The organism is Acetobacter sp. P5B1 (assembly GCF_018811985.1).
Lineage (GTDB): Bacteria > Pseudomonadota > Alphaproteobacteria > Acetobacterales > Acetobacteraceae > Acetobacter > Acetobacter cerevisiae.
In genome coordinates this window covers 247,710-265,468 of the sequence record NZ_JACRVS010000001.1, presented here as the reverse complement: position 1 = coordinate 265,468, position 17,759 = coordinate 247,710, and the positions used below count along the sequence as shown (strand labels likewise).

Below are 17,759 nucleotides of genomic sequence, written 5' to 3'. Positions count from 1 at the left end.
AAGGCAGGTTCATGACAAGTTCGGATAAATCCGGGGGTGGTTACGGCTTTGCTGCACCACGCGGCAAGGTGTACGACTCGGTTCTCGGCGTCGTTGGTGGAACGCCTCTGGTGGCCCTCCCGCACCTCTCGCGGGACGAAGAGCTGAAATGCCGCCTTTTACTCAAGCTGGAATTTTTTAATCCGCTGGGGTCCGTCAAAGATCGCATTGGCGCTGCCATGGTGCTGGAAGCTGAGCGGGAAGGGCGCATTACGCCCGGCCGCACGGTGCTGGTGGAGCCGACATCCGGCAATACAGGCATCTCTCTGGCGTTTGTCGCCGCCGCGCGTGGGTATCGGCTGATTGTCACCATGCCGGAAGGGGCATCCATTGAACGGCGGCGCATGCTGCGGCTGATGGATGCGCAGGTGGAACTGACCCCGGCTCGTCTGGGGATGGCCGGGGCTATTGCTCGTGCGGGAGAAATCCTGCGGGAAACGCCGGATGCCTGGATGCCGGACCAGTTTGATAACCCCGCCAACCCGGCTGTGCACGCTGCCACGACGGCAGAAGAAATCTGGATTGATACAGATGGCCAGATTGATGCTGTAGTTGCCGGTGTCGGCACAGGTGGCACGGCCACGGGCATTGCCGAAGCCCTGAAGCCCCGCCGCAAAGGCTTGCAGGTGTTTGGTGTGGAACCGACCGAAAGCGCCATTCTGAATGGGGATGAACCCGGCCCCCACGGTATTCAGGGCATTGGTCCGGGTTTCTGTCCGGCCACGCTGAATACGAAGCTGCTGGATGGGGTGATTCCCGTCTCTGAGCGCGAAGCCATTGCTGCGGCACGCCGTTGTGCGCGGCTGGATGGTATTCCGGTGGGGATTTCTTCCGGGGCGGCTCTGCATGCCGCGCTTCAGGTAGCCAAAAAGCCGGAGTCTGAAGGCAAGACGATTGTTGCCATCGCGCCGTCCTTTGCAGAACGCTACCTGTCTACGTCTCTGTTCTCCGGGCTCTAAAGGTCCGGTAAGCGCTGCGGCGTCAGGCTGGCCTGCTCTCGGGCGGGTCAGTATCAGCCAATAAAAAACGCTGCTCCAGCTTGATGCCGGGCAGCGTTTTTTGTTGGACGCAAGGAAGTCTGCCAGATTGCTTTTCAGCTTTCCTGACAGAATTTCCGTCCGCGTTGCTTAGCGGAAGAGAATTTCCACGCGGCGGTTCTGGGCTTCCTTGGTGTTGGGGCCGGTTTTGACCAGCGGATTTTCTTCACCATAGCCATGAATATCGATGGTTGCTCCCGGCACGCCATCACGCACCAGTTCGGCCTTCACCATTTCCGCACGGCGGATGGACAGCTTCACGTTGTAAGCTTCGCCGCGTTTCTGGCCGGGGAAGGCGGAGGAGTTATCCGTATAGCCAGAGACCAGAATGCGGGTGAGGCTGGTATGGGTGGTGGCCTGTGCGGCTACAGCCACAATGGAGCGGGCGCGGTCTGACAGGTCAGACTTGTCCCAGTCAAAAAACACCAGATAGCTGCGGGCTGGCTGTGGAGCCGGAGCGGCTGCGGGTTCCGCGATCTTCGGCGGCGGCGGCGGAGCCGGATTGAACTCATACCGCAGGCCCAGCATCAGGGAATGGTTGAAGTCCGTCTTGGTGTCACGGTTGCCCGTGGCAAAGCTGTAGGACTTGGGCTGGTTGGCCCCGCCGATGGTACCCCATGCAGAAGAGCCGTGAGACTGCGGCCCAAGCATCGTCCAGAAGCGATATTCCGCTGTGAAGGACAGCCCTACGACCCACGGCGTGGGGAAGGCGACACCGAAAATACCCTGATAGGCAAAATTACCGAACGTGCCGCCCACATGCTGGGAAAGCTGGTTTCCCGGTGCCGTGATGGAGGTGTTCATGGCCGTCCAGCCATAGCCGACACCCGCGCCAAAATACGGGAAGATGAACGGGTTGCCGACATCCATGTCAAACAGCGCGTTGGCCATCACGCCATAAGTCTGGCGGCGGCCATCAGCACGGCTGGTGAGGGAGTTGGTCACAAACCGCTGATACGTCTGGTTGCGGTAGTCGCCTTCCACTTCCACACGGAACCCGTTGCCCAGACCATAGCCGATAGAGCCGATTCCGGTTGCACCGGTGCGCCAGCGGTCACGTCCGTCCGGGAACATGTTGGAGGTGCGGACGCGCTGGTCCTGATTGAAGGTCGCGCCGCCTTCGCCCGCAATATACAGGCCCTGAACAGGCTGAGCCATGGCAGGCGCGGCACACAGCAGGAAACCTGCCACCAACGGTGCAGAAAGCAGTGATTGCGCGAGGAGGCCTTGGCGCAGCGTCATGTTCTTCTCCCTGCTGTGGCACTGTTTCCGCAGTGGCCGGGCATTGTGGTCTTGGTGCACGTGGCACATATGCCTGCCTTCTTTGCTGTAAACTGGCCTTGTGTGCAACAGCTTGTGGAAACTGTTTTCAAAAACACCCCTGTTTTGAGGGGAATCAGCGTGTCAGGCGTGTGACATAAGTCACACACCGTTAAGTATTGTCAGACCAGCGTTGCTTCAAACGGAGGTCTGAAGTCCGGCGCTTCCACTTCCAGAACCCATAAATCCGGATCGTAGCGAAGTTGCCGGTCAATATAGGCCTGTGTGTCTTCGGGTGAGAGCGGGTTTTCTCCCGAGCCTTTAAGCCATGCGGCCTCACCTTCGGCTGTGCGGGTCTGGCTGAGGACCATGGCTGTACCATCCCGCCCCAGCAGAACCACCAGAATCCCCCCGGCATCGGCATCACCCCGCCGGAGCATCATGGCAGATCGGCCATCCTGTCCGCACTGGCGGAGCAGGGCACGGGCCACAATATCAGAGCGCAGACGCGGGGTGGTCATTAGTGCGTGACCGAAGCGGCAGAGGCTGAAGCAGAGACAGACGCAGAATCTTCCGGCATGGCGGCAATGGCGGTCTTATACCATTTGGGATTTTGCAGCACGGCGCGGGCGACTTCTAGATCCCGGTCGCTCCCCAGTGCCGCCGGGCAGGCCTTGCGGATGGCCAGAATGCGCGAGACCGGCAGCGGGAAGCGGGCAAGACGGGAGGCCTCGACTGCTGGCTGATTCTCCAGCGTGCCCGCAGCAAGTTCATGCATCTGGCGTGTCATTTCCGTCTCCCCAAGGCTGGTGCAGAGCTGGGGCATGACGCCGAGGCCCTGCAACGGCCAGTGGAGGGGCGCAATCACGCGGCTCCATGTCACAAACAGTTCGCCTTCATCCGGCAACTGCGCGACGGTCTGCACCAGTCCCTTACCGAGCGTGGAACTGCCGATCACCACCGCACGGCGATGGTCCGCGAGGGCAGCCGCCAGAATTTCCGCAGCACTGGCCGTGCGCCCATCCACCAGAATGGCAATGGGCAGGCCGTTGGTCATATCGCCACCCTGCACGGCCCAGATATGGTTGGCCTGCTGGTCTCGCCCATCGGTTACGGCGGCAACACCCCGGTCCAGCAGCAGGGCCGCAGCCGTCACGGCCTGTTGCAGCACGCCGCCGCGGTTGCCGCGCAGGTCAATAATCAGCCCTTTAAGGGTCGGGTCCTGCGTCGCCTGATCAAGATACTGGCTCATTTCTTCCGCCGTATCGGAGGAGAAAGAGGTCACGCGCAGCACCACCAGCGGGCCGCTGGCAAAAGCGAACACGGTTTCCGGCGGCACCTTGGCGCGGTGCAGCACCACAGTATGGCCACGCCGCTGCCCCGGTGAGAGCAGGCGCAGGGTGACGCGAGAGTCTTCCTCCCCCCGCAACCAGCTGGTGACGGTTTCAACCGATTGCCCGGCTGTCAGCCTGTTGTTCACTGCCAGCAGCTTGTCACCCGGATCAACCGTGGCGGTCCAGGCAGGGCCGTTGGCGTTGACGGCGGAGATCACGATATCCCGTCCCCTGCGCGTCAGGCTGAGCCCGGCATCTGCCTCACCCCCCACACGGGCCTGACGGTCCGTGGTGGCGGAGGAGGGGCCGATATAGCGAGAGTACGGGTCCAGATGGTTAAACAGCTCATCAAAAAACGCCTGAACCAGATCTTCCCGGCTGGCATCCGCGACAGACTCGGAATGGGCGCGCGCTGCGGAGATGAAGTCCACGGCCAGTCTGGCCCAGTCTTCCGTATTGCCTGCGGCGGGGGCGGCTTGGGAGAGCAGACTGGTCTGCCCGGCCAGCAGGCGAATATCAGCCCCACGCGTATCGAGCGTGAGCATGGGGTCCAGCGCCGTCAGGCAGCCCAGACCCCATAAGGTAAAGTCCCGGCTGGTGTGAGCTTCCAGCGTGCGGGGAGCCAGAAATTGCAGCGCCGTCGCAATGACGGAGTGGACCAGCCCCATATCGACGCTCGGTTTGTCCGGTTCCACAGCTTCAGGCGCGTCTGACGTGGTGGCCGCCGGAGGCGCATCGACCTGGGCGGCAGCTTCTGCTTTGGCCGGGGTGGGCTGTGCGGCGTCGGGCTGGGATGAGGGAAGGCTGTCCGGGCCGGGCGCGGGGGAGTTGCCCTGCGCACGCAGGGGCACCGGCTGGGAGACCAGCAAGGTTGCGATGAGAATGCAGGGCAATGCACGGCGCAACGGCAGGGGGAACAGGCGGCGGGCCGTACTAGCTGGCATGGCGTAGGGGGGCCGGTGCCAGAGTCAGTGTGCCCTGGGCTGGATGGGTTGCTGTCAGGACGACAGGCAGCAGGCCGCTGTTCAGGAAACGGGTTCCTGAACTGAGGTCTGAGCGCATAGGTAGCGAGTCGTCATGCATCCCTGAGTCATCCGGCAAGGCGAGAAACGAAAGGAAAGACGGAGTTCCTGTTTTCGTCAATGTCACGGCAAGGCCTGAGCGTGTTGCGGCCGTGACATGAGCTTGGAGAGTGTGCCCGATAAACGGGGTCAGAAAAATGGCAGCAAGTCTGTCCTGACAGGTCTGAACGGCAGAGGCGGCCCGGCGTTCCGTCAGTTGCAGATGTTCTGCCAGGGCAGGCAGGTCTGATCTGTCCGGCTGGAGGGACGCTGCAATGCGTGCGTCCCGCTCAAGGGTGGCCAGCAGGGCGCGATGCGTCACAAGGTCCGCATAGCGGCGGATGGGGCTGGTGAAATGCGCGTAATGCTCCAGCGCCAACCCATAGTGGCGCCCGGGTGAAGCTGCATAACGCGCCTGCATGCGGGGCGGCAGACGCGGGCCGCCTGTGCGTTCGCTGGAGGATGCCGGCGGGGCCGGATGCACGCGGAATAGTCCCGCCGCGTTGTGCCGCATCAGCTCCTCCGCCGCAAAACGGTTGGCGGCAATCATGAAGGCTGCCACCAGATCATGCGCGGGCTGGCGTTCCCTCAGGCTGAACTCTGCGGGCTGTCCGGCTTCATCCAGCGTGACGCGATACTCTGCTTCCGGCTGGCTCAGAACGCCACGGGCGGTGGCATCGGCCTGCAACGCCAGAGCCGCAGCCTGTAAGGTCAGGATCAGATCGGGCGGGGTGGCGTTGTCCAGTTCCTGCTGCACAGCCTGATATGTGAGACGCGCCGCGCTGCGCATAATCCCACGGCCCAGTTTGCCGGAGCGGATTTGCCCGGTGGGCGTGATTTCAAGCTCGATAAACAGGCACAGCCGGTCTTCCCCCGGTTTGAGGGAGCAGACCCCGGCGGAAAGGGTCGGCGGGAGCATGGGCACCACACGGCCCGGCAGATAGACCGAATTGCCCCGCTTTCTGGCCTCGGCATCGAGCGCAGAGCCCGGCGCGACATAATGCGCAACATCAGCAATGGCGATAATCAGCCGGAACCCATCCGCCGTCCGTTCCGCCCAGATCGCATCGTCAAAATCCTCTGCCGTAGCGTCATCAATGGTGACGAGCGGGAGGGAACGCAGGTCCGTGCGTCTTTCGGCGGACGCTGCGGAGGGAGCCGCAGGGGATTCTGGTCGTAAAGGCGGCTGAGCAACCCGGCATGCTTCTTCTTCCACCTCTGCGGGAAATTTCGTCGGGATGGTGTGCGTGAGCAGGCTCAGGGTGGCGGGCATGCCCGGTGCGGTGGCTGGCCCCAGACTGGCGTGAATACGGGCTTGCGGGGGCTGTCCATCCTGCGTGGGGAGGAGGTCCGCCAGCACGACATCGCCGGGTGCCGGGCGAGGGGAGGCGGCATCCGGCACGACAGCCAGAGGTCGGGTGAGCCTGCGGTCACAGGGGATTAACTGGTCCGGCTTTCTCTCAGACGGTGGGTGTGCCTCACGCGCAGGACGCGCAGGCTGAAAGACGGCGGCAATCTGGCGAGAGGCTGTGGAGAGCAGGCGGATCGGGCGGCCTTCACGCCGGGTGCGGCCTGTTGCAGGGCGCAGGCGGAGGATCAGCTCATCACCGGGGATGAGCAGGTTTCCGTCCAGATGCGGTGTGACGAGGGCAACCGTGCTGCCGCGTGTGTCATCCGGCAGATGGGCCAGCGACAGGCCGTCGCGCCCCATGCGGGTGATGATGGCGCGGGCCGTTTCCGGCAGGCCGGTTACGCCCTTCAGTCTGCCGGGGGGCAGACAGGCGAGATCTCCCGCAACCGCCATGGCGTGCAGATGCGTCCGCAGGGCGGCTTTCAGGTGCGTGGGAAGGCCAAAGGCCCGCAGGATATCCGGTGGAGAGACGGGGATGCGGTCTGCTTCCAGAAAAGTCCGGAGGGCCGCAGGGTCAGGCAGAGCTGCGGCCCCCGATCTTTTCTGCACGGGTCAGTCCGCCTTTTTCTTCCGTGTGGCGGGCTTTTTGGCCGGAGCCTCAGCGCCGTCTTCTGTCGTGGTTTTCTTGGCCGCCGTTTTACGGGTGGTCGTTTTCTTCGCAGCCGTTGTGGTCTTGCTTGCAGCCTTTTTGGTGGCTGTTTTTGGCTCGGCCTTGGTCGCGGTCTTTTTGGCGGCAGTCTTGGTCGTGGTTTTCTTTTTGGCCCCGGCTTTGGCTTTCAGGGGTTTGCCCTTTTCAGCCAGCAGCGCCACGGCCTCATCCAGCGTGACCTCGTTCATATCCGTGCCACGCGGCAGGGTGGCGACCATGTTGCCATGCTGCGCATAGGGACCAAAGCGGCCCTTGCGGATCATAACCGGTTCACCATCCTTGGGGTGCACGCCCATGTTGCGGATGGAGGCCAGCTTTTTGGCCAGCGCATCCACAGCGCGGTTCAGCCCGATGGTCAGAACGTCGTCGTCCTTATCGAGAGAGCCATAGATCGCGCCCATTTTCACGTAGGGGCCAAAGCGACCCAGACCCGCTTCAATCGGTTCACCGCTTTCCGGGTGCAGGCCGACAAGGCGCGGGAGGGAGAGCAGACCTACAGCCTGATCCAGCGTAATGGCTTCCCCATCCATGCCTTTGGGAAGCGAGGCACGTTTGGGTTTGGCTTTCTTATCCGCCGGGTCCGGTTCGCCCTGCTGCACATACAGACCATACGGCCCCTGACGCACGGTGATGTCCTCACCCGTATCCGGATGCTGACCCAGCACACGCATGCCGTCTTTCAGGGCTGCGCCATCGCCATCTTCCGCGCTGTCGGAGGACAGGCGGCGGGTGAAGGAGCATTCCGGGTAATTGGAGCAGCCAATAAAGGCCCCGTAACGGCCCAGCTTGAGGCCGAGACGCCCCGTGCCGCAGGCGGTGCAGTGGCGCGGGTCAGACCCGTCCTCACGCGGCGGGAAGAAGAAGGGCCCAAGATCCTTATCGAGTGCGTTTAGCACGTCGGTAATGGTCAGATCCTTGGTGTCCGACACCGCTTTGGAGAACGCATCCCAGAAGTTGGCCAGAACGTGTTTCCACTCGGCCCGGCCATCGGAAATATCGTCCAGCAGCTCTTCAAGGCTGGCGGTGAAGGTGGTGTCCACATACCGTTCAAAGAACGAGACAAGGAACGCCGTAACCAGACGCCCGCGTGCTTCCGGGATGAAGCGGCGGTTTTCCAGCGTGACGTAATTGCGGTCCCGCAGCACGGTCAGAATAGAGGCATAGGTGGAAGGACGGCCAATGCCGATTTCTTCCATTTTTTTGACCAGAGACGCTTCCGAGAAGCGCGGTGGCGGCTGCGTGAAGTGCTGGTCCGCTGCAACGCTTTCGCGCTTCAGCGGGTCTTTTTCCTTCATGGGCGGCAGCATGCGGGAGTCATCATCCGCAGGCTTGTCGCTATCATCCCGACCTTCGGTGTAGAGGCGCAGGAAGCCGTCAAAGGTAATGATGGAGCCGTTGGCGCGCAGCACCGTCTTGCCGGACGGGCCGGCGATATCGACGGCAACCTGATCAAGCGCTGCGGATTCCATCTGGCTGGCGACAGCACGCTTCCAGATCAGTTCATACAGGCGGCGCTGTTCCGGGGTGAGGTGCGAGGCCACGGAAGAAGGCGTGCGGAACACATCCGTCGGGCGGATGGCTTCATGCGCTTCCTGCGCGTTCTTGGCTTTGGAGCTGTAGAAACGCGGCTGGGCGGGGACATACTCCTCGCCAATATGTTTGCTGATATGGCCGCGGATGGCGAACATGGCCTCTTTGGCCATCTGCACGCCGTCGGTTCGCATATAGGTGATCAGACCGACAGTCTCGCCGCCCAGATCAATGCCTTCATAAAGCTGCTGCGCCGTCCGCATGGTGACCTGCGCGCCCATGCCCAGCTTGCGGGAGGCTTCCTGCTGCAAGGTAGACGTGGTGAAGGGCGGCTGCGGGTTACGGCGAACCTTGCGGCGTTCGACCGACTGAACGGACAGGTTTTCCGCTTCCACTGCCTTTTTGGCAGCGGCAGCCTGTTCCTCGTTGCTCAGATCAAACTGGTCGAGCTTTTTGCCATCCAGATGCGTAAGGCGAGCGGTAAACGGCGCGCCGGCCGGTGTGGCAAGGGCTGCCTGCACCGTCCAGTATTCGCGCGGTTTGAAGACCTCAATCTCGGCTTCCCGCTCACAGATCAGCCGCAGAGCGACGGATTGCACACGGCCCGCACTGCGGGAGCCGGGCAGCTTGCGCCACAGAACCGGGGAGAGGGTGAACCCCACCAGATAGTCCAGCGCACGGCGGGCCAGATACGCCTCAATCAGCGGCATATCGAGGTCACGCGGGTGGGCCATGGCGGTTTTGATGGCGCTTTTGGTGATCTCGTTGAAGGTGACGCGCTGGACGTCTACCCCCTTCAGCGCTTTCTTTTCTTCCAGCATGGCGCGGACGTGCCAGGAAATTGCTTCCCCTTCACGATCCGGGTCAGTGGCGAGATAGAGCGTTTTGGCGCCTTTCAGAGCCTTGATGATGGCGGCAACCTGCTTGTTGCCCCGCTCATCGGCCTGCCAGGACATGGCAAAATCTTCGTCCGGGCGCACGGAGCCATCCTTGGGCGGGAGGTCCCGCACATGCCCAAAGGAGGCCAGCACCGTATAGTTATCGCCCAGATATTTGTTGATCGTTTTCGCCTTTGCGGGCGATTCGACCACCACAACGTCAGTCATACTCTCTCCGACCTGCCGGAAGCAGCACCTAGATCAGCCGTTTTTGCCATGACTGGCGGCACGAACAACACGCCCACCGGGGAGTGAGTCCAGACAGCCAGAAAGCTCAAGTTCCGTGAGCACGGTCAAGACGGCGGAAGCTGAGAACTGGCAGCGCCTAACCAGATCGTCAACCGCTATGGGCGTAAAGGAGAGCAGATCAAGCACTTTTTCCCGCACGGTCTCACACGTTTCTGCGAGGGGTGGGGGTGGTTTTGTTGTGACAGAGGCGACGCTGGAGACGGATGAGGCGGAGGGACTGGAAACACGCTGCAACGGCGGCAGAGCGCCAGTTTGCGGGTTCCCGGTCGTCTTGCCGGAAGCGGGTTGTGAGGCTCTGGCGGTGTTCGCTTTTTCTTCTGTTTCAGGCGCATCTGAAATGCTGAGTGAAAAAGAGTGTTGCGGAGTCCGCGGGCGGTCCGGAACGGTCTGCAAACGCGGGGCTTGCGGGAAAAGTGATGGGGATGAGACGGTGCGCAAGGGTTCCGGGAACATCACTGGTGGCAGGTGCGGCAGGATGTCGGCGACGGTTTCTGTCAGCACCGCGCCGTTGCGCAGCAGGTCATTACTGCCCCGGCAGCGCGGGTCCAGCGGGGAACCGGGGACGGCGAAGAGTTCCCGCCCATACTCGCCCACTAGTCGGGCGGTAATGAGCGAGCCGGATTTAGGGGCGGCTTCCACCACAACACAGCCAAGCGTCATCCCGGCAATCAGCCGGTTGCGGCGCGGAAAATGGCGGTTGAGCGGCGCCGTGCCGAGCGGCGCTTCCGTCACCACGGCCCCTTTTTCCGCGATTTCCGCTTGTAGGTGAGCATTCTGGAGGGGGTAGGGTTTGTCCAGCCCACCGGCAATGGCGGCCACCGTCAGGCCCTGCCGGTGCAGCGCGCCTTTATGGGCTGCGGTATCAATCCCGCGGGCCAGACCGGAGACGACCGACACACCGGCTTCCACCAGTTCCGTCGCCAGACTTTCCGCCAGCCGCAGGCCGGAGGACGATGCATTACGTGCGCCAATCAGGCCGATGCCGGGTTTGCTGAGGGCGGCGACATCTCCCAGCACGCTCAGAACAGGCGGGGCGTCGGGGATTTCTTTCAGGAGAAAAGGGTAATCGGCATCCAGTAGCGTGAGGATGCGGCCTCCCATGAGCAAGGTGGCTTCAATTTCCCGCAGAATACTGTCTTGCGAGGGGATAACCAGCGGCACCCGCCCGCGCTGGGGGAGGCGGGGTAAGGCCTCAAGCGCGGCCTCGGCTGTGTGATACTGGCTGAGCAGCCGCCGCCATGTGCGTGGCCCCACAGACTCGGTGCGGGCCAGACGCAGGCAGGCGACAAGCGTGTTCATTTTTGTTTGGGAGGAACCCGGGGTTCAGTGCCGTTCAGAATACGGCCAATATTCGCACTATGCCGCATGAGCACCAGCAGGCTGATAAGCAGCACGGCCATAGGCTTGCCGGACGCCTGAAAACTGAACCCGTAAAGAGCCAGCGTGACAAACGGCATGATGATGAAAGCCGCCAGCGCCCCGGCGGAGGAAATACGGGTCAACTTGGCGACACCCAGCCATGCCGCGCAGCCAATCAGCCCCGTAATGGGGGAAAGGGCCAGCAGCGCACCAAGCCCGGTGGCGACACCCTTACCGCCTTTAAAGCCGAGGAAGATCGGGTAGCAATGCCCGACCACGACAGCCAGCGCAGTGACGGCGAGAATCCGGTCTGAAAAGTCCGGCGGCGTCATGATCCACGCAATCATGACAGCCAGCGCGCCTTTGGCTGCATCCAGCCCCAGTGTGGCGGCGGCCAGATCTTTCCGGCCTGTGCGCAGCACATTGGTAGCCCCGATATTGCCGGAGCCAATTTTGCGCAGGTCGCCCACGCCGGCCACATTGGTCAGGATCAGGCCGAACGGCACGCTGCCCAGCACGTATCCCATGAACGCCATGGCCGCGAGCAGCCACAGCGCATAGGAGGGGAGGTCGGACATCATGCTGCGGAGGCTCCGTAAACGCGGCGTCCGCCCTTCCAGGTGCCCAGCACACGGCCTTCCAGTGGTCGGCCATCAAAGGGGGTGTTCTGGGCACGGCCCGGCAGTTTGCCCGCCTGCACCAGCCAGCTCTGGTCGGGCGCAAACAGGCAGAGGTCTGCCGCAGCCCCCATTGCCAGCGTGCCGCAGGCAGCACCCAGCAGCGCGGAGGGTTTATGCGTCAGCAGGGCAAGAGCCTGTGGCAGCGTGAGCGTGCCGTCATGCACCCGTGCCAGTGTGACACCCAGTAGCGTGACCATGCCTGTGCCACCGGTGGCTGCCTGTGCAAACGGCAGGCGTTTATCATCGGCGTCACGCGGCAGGTGGTCGGACGCAATGGCGTCAATCGTGCCATCGGCCAGTGCCGCGCAGATGGCCAGACGGTCTTCTTCAGAGCGGAGTGGCGGGGAGAACTTGGCGTAGGTGCGGAAGTCACCAATCGCGTTTTCGTTCAGGTCGAAATAATGCGGTGCGGTGTCACACGTCACACGTAGCCCTCGCGCCTTGGCCTGACGGATCAGTTCGACACCTTCCCCCGTGGAGACATGCCCAAAATGCAGGCGGCCCCCGGTGAGTTCGGCCAGACGAATATCCCGCGCAATCATGATGGCTTCCGCCACCGGCGGAATACCCGGCAGGCCCATGCGGGTGGCTAGTTCGCCCGCTGTGGCGCAGCCGGAGCCTGCCAGAGAGGGCTCTTCCGGGTGCTGCACCACCAGAGCGCCAAAGCCGCCCGCGTAGGACAGCGCCAGACGCATCAGGCGGGCAGGGTCAATGGCGCGGGCCCCATCGGTAAAGGCGACAGCACCGGCTTCATGCAGTAGGCCGATTTCCGCCAGTTCCTGCCCTTTGCAGCCTTTGGTCAGCGCGCCATAGGGGAGGATGGTAATGGCCCCGGTTTCTTCCCCGCGGCCACGCAGCAGGCGGACCAGTGCGGGGTTATCAATGGCGGGTTCACAGGTCGGCAGCACGGCAATGGTGGTGATGCCCCCAGCGGAGGCCGCGCGGGCCGCGGAGGCGATGGTCTCACGATATTCGTGGCCCGGTTCACCAATTTCCACGCGCATATCGACAAGCCCGGGGCACAGAACAGCGCCCTGACCATCAATCACCTCAGCATTGTCCGGCGCACCTTCGGCTCCGGCTTTGTCCGTGCCGGCAATCTCGCCATTGCGCACCAGCAGGCGGCCCGGCTGATCCAGCCCGGAGGCGGGGTCTATCAGGCGGACATTATCAAAAAGAAGAGTGCTCATGCGGAATGCCTGCTGCGGGTCAGCCGATCAAGCACGGCCATACGCACAGCCACGCCCATTTCGACCTGTTCCTGAATCACGCTCTGGTCGGAATCGGCCACCAGACTGTCAATTTCCACGCCCCGGTTCATCGGGCCGGGGTGCATGACCAGCGCGTCCTTGTTCGCCAGAGCCAGACGTCGCTGGTCCAGCCCGTAAAAGCGGAAATATTCCCGCGCGCTGGGGATCATCCCGGACGACATGCGCTCACGTTGCAGGCGCAGCATCATCACCACATCCACGCCACGCAGGCCTTCTTCCATCGTATGGAAGACCTCCACGCCAAGGCTTTTAAAGCCGCCCGGCACGAGCGTTGGCGGGCCAACCACGCGGACCTTGCACCCCATGGTGGTGAGCAGGTGGATATCAGACCGCGCCACGCGGGAATGGGCGACATCCCCGCAAATAGCGACCGTCAGCCCCCCAAACCCGCCGCAATGGCGGCGGATGGTCAGGGCATCCAGCAGGGCCTGTGTGGGGTGTTCATGCGTGCCATCGCCCGCATTGACCACACAGGCTTCCACCTTTTGCGCCAGCAGGGCAGGCGCGCCGGACTGGGAATGCCGCACCACCAGCAGGTCCGCCTGCATGGCGTTGAGTGTGGCCGCCGTATCCAGCAGGGTTTCCCCCTTGTTTACGGAGGACTGCGCCACGGACATGTTGATCACATCCGCGCCCAGACGCTTGCCTGCCAGCTCAAAAGAGGTGCGGGTCCGGGTGCTGTCCTCAAAAAAGAGGTTGATCAGCGTCCGGCCCCGCAGCACGTCTCTTGGCACCTTGCGGGAGCGGTTGAGCAGAGCATAGCTTTCGGCCAGATCAAGCAGCGGCTCAATCTGGTCTGGCGTCATGCCTTGCAGACCGAGCAGATGCCGGGAGTGACGGCCGGGGAAGCTAGCCATGCAGAACTGCTCCGATGCGTGCGAGCGTTTCGTCCTTACCCAGCGCCGCCAGCGTGGCATCAATCCCCGGGGAGGTGTTGGAGCCTGTCACCGCAGCACGCACCGGCTGGGCAACCTGCCCGAGCTTGTGCTCGCCAGCTTCCGCAAAGCGGCGCAGGGCGGCATCAATGTTTTCCGGCGTGAAGTCTTCCACCGCAGCCAGTTCACGCGCCAGACCATCCAGAATGGTGCGGGCTTCCGGCGTGAGGATTTTTTCTGCCTTGGCATTGAAGCTCAGCGGCACGTGGCGGCCGAGGAAGGCGGCGCTGTCAGCCAGTTCCACCAGCGTGCGGGCGCGCTCTTTCAGGCCGGGCATCAGGGCCAGAACGCGGGCGCGGACGGTGTCATCCGTGCTCACACCCTCAACGGCTTTCAGGCGATCCATCACGTCACTGGTCAGGCGCTCATCATCAGCCTGACGCATCCAGACGGCGTTGATGTGCAGCAGCTTGGCGTAATCCATGCGGGACGGAGAGCGGCCCACGCCGTCCAGATCGAACAGCTTGATCTGTTCTTCACGGGAGAGGATTTCCGCATCGCCATGGCCCCAGCCCAGACGCAGCAGATAGTTGCACAGGGCTTCCGGCAGGTAGCCTTCATCCCGGAATTCCACAACGGACTGCGCGCCGTGACGTTTGGACAGTTTGGCACCATCCGGCCCGTGGATGAGCGGCAGATGCGCAAAGCGCGGCAGATCCCAGCCCATGGCCCGGTAGATCATGGCCTGACGGAAGGTGTTTGTCAGGTGGTCATCCCCGCGAATAACGTGGGTGATGTCCATGTCATGGTCATCCACCACCACGGCATGCTGGTAGGTGGGGGTGCCGTCAGAGCGCAGGATGATCATGTCATCCAGCTCGGCATTGGCCACGCGGACTTCGCCCTGAACCAGATCTTCAATAACAGTTTCGCCCTCACGCGGGGCTTTGATGCGCACGGCATAGGGTGCGCCGGCAGGGGCTTCGGACGGGTCACGGTCGCGCCACATCCCGTTGTACCGGGGCGGCTTGCCGTTTGCCATTGCGTCTTCACGCATCTGCTTCAGTTCTTCAGGCGTGCAATAGCACTTGTAGGCCAGACCTTTTTCCAGCAGTTCCAGCGCCACTTCCGTGTGGCGGTCCTGCCGGGTGGACTGAAAGACAGGTTTTTCATCTGCCGTAATGCCCATCCAGGCCAGCCCGTCGAAAATAACATCGACAGCCTGTTGGGTGGACCGTTCACGGTCGGTATCCTCAATACGCAGGAGGAATTCGCCGCCGTGATGACGGGCAAAAAGAAAGTTGAACAGGGCCGCGCGGGCGTTGCCGATATGCAGCAGGCCGGTCGGACTCGGGGCAAAGCGTGTGCGGATCGTCGTCATGGGGCGCATCCTTATCACGCACACACGCGGGGAGCCATATGCCGTTGCTGACGGCTGCCCTTCTTGCTGAGCAACGGCGACTGGTGCTGTGGGCGCCGGTCGGCATGGCGCTGGGCGTGCTGGTTTATTTTCTTCTTCCGCAGGAGCCGGGGGCTTTGTGGGGCGTGGGGCTACCTGCGGCGGGGCTGGCGCTGGGCCTTGGGGTTCTGGTTGCTGGCTGGCTGTCCCTCTGGGCGCGTCTGGCAGGCGGGGCCTGCGTGGCGGTGGCGCTGGGGTTTGTATCGGTGTGGAGTGCGGCGCATCGCCAGCCGCCCATGCCGGAGTTGCCGCGTCGGGCGGTTGTGGTGTCGGGCACGGTGCAGTCCGTTATGGTCCTGCCGCCGCGTGGCGCGGAAGATTCCGCCGGAGCGCGTCGGGTTGTGCTGGCCGGGGCCAGATTCGCAACGCCGCTTAACCATGACATGCGGCCTTTGCAGCGCACGCTGAGCCTGACACTCCGCCCGGATGACCCCGCGAGTCTGGCTCCCGGTGCGGCTGTGCAGGTGCGGGCCTTGCTGCGGCCTCCGCCGTTTCCGGCTTTTCCCGGCGGGCGGGATTTTCAGCGCGAGGCGTGGTTTGCGGGCAGCGCCGGGTCTGGCCGGGCGCTGGGGAGGATGCAGCCGGTGGCGTGCTCAAATGAACAGTCGTTTCATGGCGGTCTGGCGGCCTGTGTGGCGTCTCAACAAGATTTTTCCATAAGGCTGGAGCCACTGCGGGAGCGGATTGACGCCCGGATCAGGCAGGTTCTGCCGGGGCCTGCGGGAACTGTCGCCTCTACGGTGCTGACGGGTGAGGGCGCATCTGTGCCGCGAGACGTGCGCGAAGAGTTTGCCGCCTCTGGTCTGGCGCATCTGCTGGCGGTGGCCGGGTTACATCTGGGCATTGTGCTGGGCGTGTTGATGGCTGTGTTTCGCATCGGCTTTTCCGCATGGATGTGGGCGGCGTTGCGCTGGCCGTGCAAGGAACTGTCTGCCCTGCTGGCGTTGCTGGGTGGTGCGGCCTATGTGGCGCTGACCGGCCTGCATTTGCCCGCGACCCGTAGCCTGATGATGGCGGCGGTTGTTGTGCTGGGTCTGGTGGCAGGGCGACGTGCGGTTTCCATGCGCGGGCTGGCGCTGGCGGCGACTGTTTTGCTTCTGGTCATGCCGCAGGAGCTTCTTGGTGCTGCCTTCCAGATGTCCTTTGCCGCCGTCATGGCGCTGATTGCGGGCTATGAAGTCGCACGCCCGCATCTTGCCCGGTTCCGGGAAGAAGGACGCGGTTTCCGGCGCTGGCTGACGTTGCATCTGGTCACCCTGACGTTGACCAGTCTTCTGGCGGGGCTTGCGACGCTGCCTGTCGTGATGGCGCATTTTGGAGAAGTGCAGCCGTTTTTTATTCTGGCTAATCTGATTGCGGTGCCGCTCATGGCTGTGTGGATCATGCCGCTGGGCCTGCTGGCTCTGGTGCTGATGCCGCTGCATCTGGATGCCGTGCCATTGCATCTGATGGGCTGGGGCATTCAGGTCGTGCTGCATCTGGCTCACAGCATTGCGCACTGGCCCGCAGCCCGCATGCTTGTGCCGCATATGCCCGGATGGGGGCTGGCGGCTGTGTTGCTCGGGTTGTGCTGGCTGTGTCTGTGGCGGCCGGTGTGGCGACTTGCTGGAGTGGTGCCTCTTCTGGTGGGGGTGCTCTCCCCGTTTTTTGTCACGCAGCCAGACCTGCTGATCAGCCCGGATGGGGGCCTGATGGCGGTGCGGGAGGGGCATGCGCTGCTGATGGGGGGACAATCACGCGATGCGTTTCTCGTGCGCGCTGCATGGCAGCAGGCCTTGGCATTGCCTCCACAGCCTTTCCCTGCGGAGGGCGAAGAAACTCCGGATGGCGTGTTGGCATGCGGGCAGGATGGTATGCCGGATGTGTGTGTGCTCAGCCTGAAAGGGCGTTCCGTGCTGCTCAGGGTGCGGGATCGGTCCGATGGGGAGGCTCTGCTACCCGACTCGCTCTGTGCGGGGATGGATCTGGTTATCAGCGCTGCGCCTTTGCGCCAGTCATGCCCCGGTGTGCGCAAACTGGATCGGTTTACGGCATGGCGCGAGGGCGCGCAGGCAATCTTCCTGCGTCCGGATGCTGTGCAGGTGGTATCAGATCGTGAGGTTCGGGGTGCTCGTCTCTGGGTGATGAAGCCCGGAGGCCACGGCATGCCCACGTTGCCGCTGGCTCCGGAGGAATAAGAGGCTGCTTTTAAGCAGGCTGATTTTCAAACGCATCCAGCACCCGGCTGGAATAGACCACGGCAGCCCCCGCGTTCAGCGCCACGGCGACGCCAAGGGCTTCTGCAATTTCTTCCTTTGTTGCTCCGGCTTTTTTGGCAGCGACGGTGTGGACGGAAATGCAACCATCACAGCGGGTGGTGACGGCCACGGCCAGCGCAATGAGTTCCCGTGTTTTGGCATCCAGATGTTTGTGCTCAGCGGGCACGGTTTCCAGCGTTTGCAAACCCTTCATCGTGTTGGGGGAAAGCTGCACGAAAACCTTTGTGTTGGCACCCAGATGGGTGCGGTAGGCGTTCCAGTCCATAAGTCCTGCTCCTGCTTGGAAAAAGGGTCTCCAAGAGTGCCGCGGGCGGCCCGGAGTCTGTCACGACACAGTTACGAGAGGCTC

At 63.0% G+C, this 17,759-nt stretch carries 13 protein-coding genes; 2 read left to right on the top strand and 11 right to left on the bottom strand.

The features are described 5' to 3' along the window. The first annotated feature begins 11 nt into the window (after positions 1-11). On the top strand, positions 12-998 hold the full coding sequence (gene cysK, locus KP703_RS01155; protein WP_062140702.1) for a cysteine synthase A: 987 nt from the start codon (positions 12-14) through the stop codon (positions 996-998). A 168-nt stretch (positions 999-1,166) separates the two neighbouring features. Here the strand turns inward: cysK and KP703_RS01150 are convergent, their stop codons facing one another. The 10 genes from KP703_RS01150 to gltX all read right to left on the bottom strand — a co-directional run bounded on the left by KP703_RS01150 (position 1,167) and on the right by gltX (position 15,074). Then, positions 1,167-2,318, bottom strand: coding sequence for an OmpA family protein (locus tag KP703_RS01150; RefSeq protein WP_215753537.1), 1,152 nt, complete (start codon positions 2,316-2,318; stop codon positions 1,167-1,169). 200 nt (positions 2,319-2,518) lie between these two features. After that, positions 2,519-2,857 (bottom strand): DUF1491 family protein, encoded by a 339-nt coding sequence (locus KP703_RS01145; protein ID WP_062140708.1) that lies wholly within the window; start codon positions 2,855-2,857, stop codon positions 2,519-2,521. Then, positions 2,857-4,614 carry a S41 family peptidase gene (locus tag KP703_RS01140; protein ID WP_252353728.1) on the bottom strand — a complete coding sequence of 586 codons (1,758 nt, stop codon included), beginning with the start codon at positions 4,612-4,614 and terminating at the stop codon, positions 2,857-2,859. Before KP703_RS01140 ends, KP703_RS01145 begins: the two co-directional genes overlap by 1 nt. Next, positions 4,604-6,691, bottom strand: a complete 2,088-nt coding sequence (locus KP703_RS01135; protein ID WP_215753536.1) for a ribonuclease R family protein — start codon at positions 6,689-6,691, stop codon at positions 4,604-4,606. The genes KP703_RS01140 and KP703_RS01135 overlap by 11 nt, the downstream gene beginning before the upstream one ends. Positions 6,692-6,694: 3 nt before the next feature. Then, positions 6,695-9,427: a type I DNA topoisomerase gene (topA, locus tag KP703_RS01130; protein WP_252353726.1), complete on the bottom strand. Its 2,733-nt coding sequence runs from the start codon at positions 9,425-9,427 to the stop codon at positions 6,695-6,697. A 33-nt stretch (positions 9,428-9,460) separates the two neighbouring features. Further along, positions 9,461-10,807, bottom strand: a complete 1,347-nt coding sequence (gene dprA, locus KP703_RS01125; RefSeq protein WP_215753535.1) for a DNA-processing protein DprA — start codon at positions 10,805-10,807, stop codon at positions 9,461-9,463. After that, a complete protein-coding gene (gene plsY / locus KP703_RS01120; RefSeq protein WP_043553204.1) occupies positions 10,804-11,445 on the bottom strand; it encodes a glycerol-3-phosphate 1-O-acyltransferase PlsY in 642 nt (213 codons plus the stop codon). Before plsY ends, dprA begins: the two co-directional genes overlap by 4 nt. Continuing rightward, a complete protein-coding gene (locus KP703_RS01115) occupies positions 11,445-12,737 on the bottom strand; it encodes a dihydroorotase family protein (protein ID WP_215753534.1) in 1,293 nt (430 codons plus the stop codon). The genes plsY and KP703_RS01115 overlap by 1 nt, the downstream gene beginning before the upstream one ends. Then, positions 12,734-13,675: an aspartate carbamoyltransferase catalytic subunit gene (locus tag KP703_RS01110; RefSeq protein ID WP_062250595.1), complete on the bottom strand. Its 942-nt coding sequence runs from the start codon at positions 13,673-13,675 to the stop codon at positions 12,734-12,736. Before KP703_RS01110 ends, KP703_RS01115 begins: the two co-directional genes overlap by 4 nt. Further along, complete coding sequence (gene gltX / locus KP703_RS01105; RefSeq protein ID WP_215753533.1) at positions 13,668-15,074, bottom strand: glutamate--tRNA ligase; 1,407 nt, start codon at positions 15,072-15,074, stop codon at positions 13,668-13,670. Before gltX ends, KP703_RS01110 begins: the two co-directional genes overlap by 8 nt. A 38-nt stretch (positions 15,075-15,112) precedes the next feature. Here gltX and KP703_RS01100 point away from each other — a divergent pair, with 38 nt between their 5' ends. Beyond that, a complete protein-coding gene (locus tag KP703_RS01100) occupies positions 15,113-17,329 on the top strand; it encodes a ComEC/Rec2 family competence protein (RefSeq protein WP_215753532.1) in 2,217 nt (738 codons plus the stop codon). A gap of 10 nt (positions 17,330-17,339) precedes the next feature. Here the strand turns inward: KP703_RS01100 and KP703_RS01095 are convergent, their stop codons facing one another. Continuing rightward, entirely contained in the window at positions 17,340-17,675 is a 336-nt protein-coding gene (locus KP703_RS01095; protein ID WP_215753531.1) for a carboxymuconolactone decarboxylase family protein, read from the bottom strand. Positions 17,676-17,759: the final 84 nt, after the last annotated feature.

Excerpts from the sequence above, each read along its gene's own strand:
- cysK (WP_062140702.1), top strand. The coding sequence starts at position 12 with ATGACAAGTTCGGATAAATCCGGGGGTGGTTACGGCTTTGCTGCACCA.
- topA (WP_252353726.1), bottom strand. The coding sequence starts at position 9,427 with ATGACTGACGTTGTGGTGGTCGAATCGCCCGCAAAGGCGAAAACGATC.
- dprA (WP_215753535.1), bottom strand. The coding sequence starts at position 10,807 with ATGAACACGCTTGTCGCCTGCCTGCGTCTGGCCCGCACCGAGTCTGTG.
- gltX (WP_215753533.1), bottom strand. The coding sequence starts at position 15,074 with ATGACGACGATCCGCACACGCTTTGCCCCGAGTCCGACCGGCCTGCTG.
- KP703_RS01150 (WP_215753537.1), bottom strand. The coding sequence starts at position 2,318 with ATGACGCTGCGCCAAGGCCTCCTCGCGCAATCACTGCTTTCTGCACCG.
- plsY (WP_043553204.1), bottom strand. The coding sequence starts at position 11,445 with ATGTCCGACCTCCCCTCCTATGCGCTGTGGCTGCTCGCGGCCATGGCG.
- KP703_RS01100 (WP_215753532.1), top strand. The coding sequence starts at position 15,113 with ATGCCGTTGCTGACGGCTGCCCTTCTTGCTGAGCAACGGCGACTGGTG.
- KP703_RS01095 (WP_215753531.1), bottom strand. The coding sequence starts at position 17,675 with ATGGACTGGAACGCCTACCGCACCCATCTGGGTGCCAACACAAAGGTT.
- KP703_RS01145 (WP_062140708.1), bottom strand. The coding sequence starts at position 2,857 with ATGACCACCCCGCGTCTGCGCTCTGATATTGTGGCCCGTGCCCTGCTC.
- KP703_RS01140 (WP_252353728.1), bottom strand. The coding sequence starts at position 4,614 with ATGCCAGCTAGTACGGCCCGCCGCCTGTTCCCCCTGCCGTTGCGCCGT.
- KP703_RS01115 (WP_215753534.1), bottom strand. The coding sequence starts at position 12,737 with ATGAGCACTCTTCTTTTTGATAATGTCCGCCTGATAGACCCCGCCTCC.
- KP703_RS01110 (WP_062250595.1), bottom strand. The coding sequence starts at position 13,675 with ATGGCTAGCTTCCCCGGCCGTCACTCCCGGCATCTGCTCGGTCTGCAA.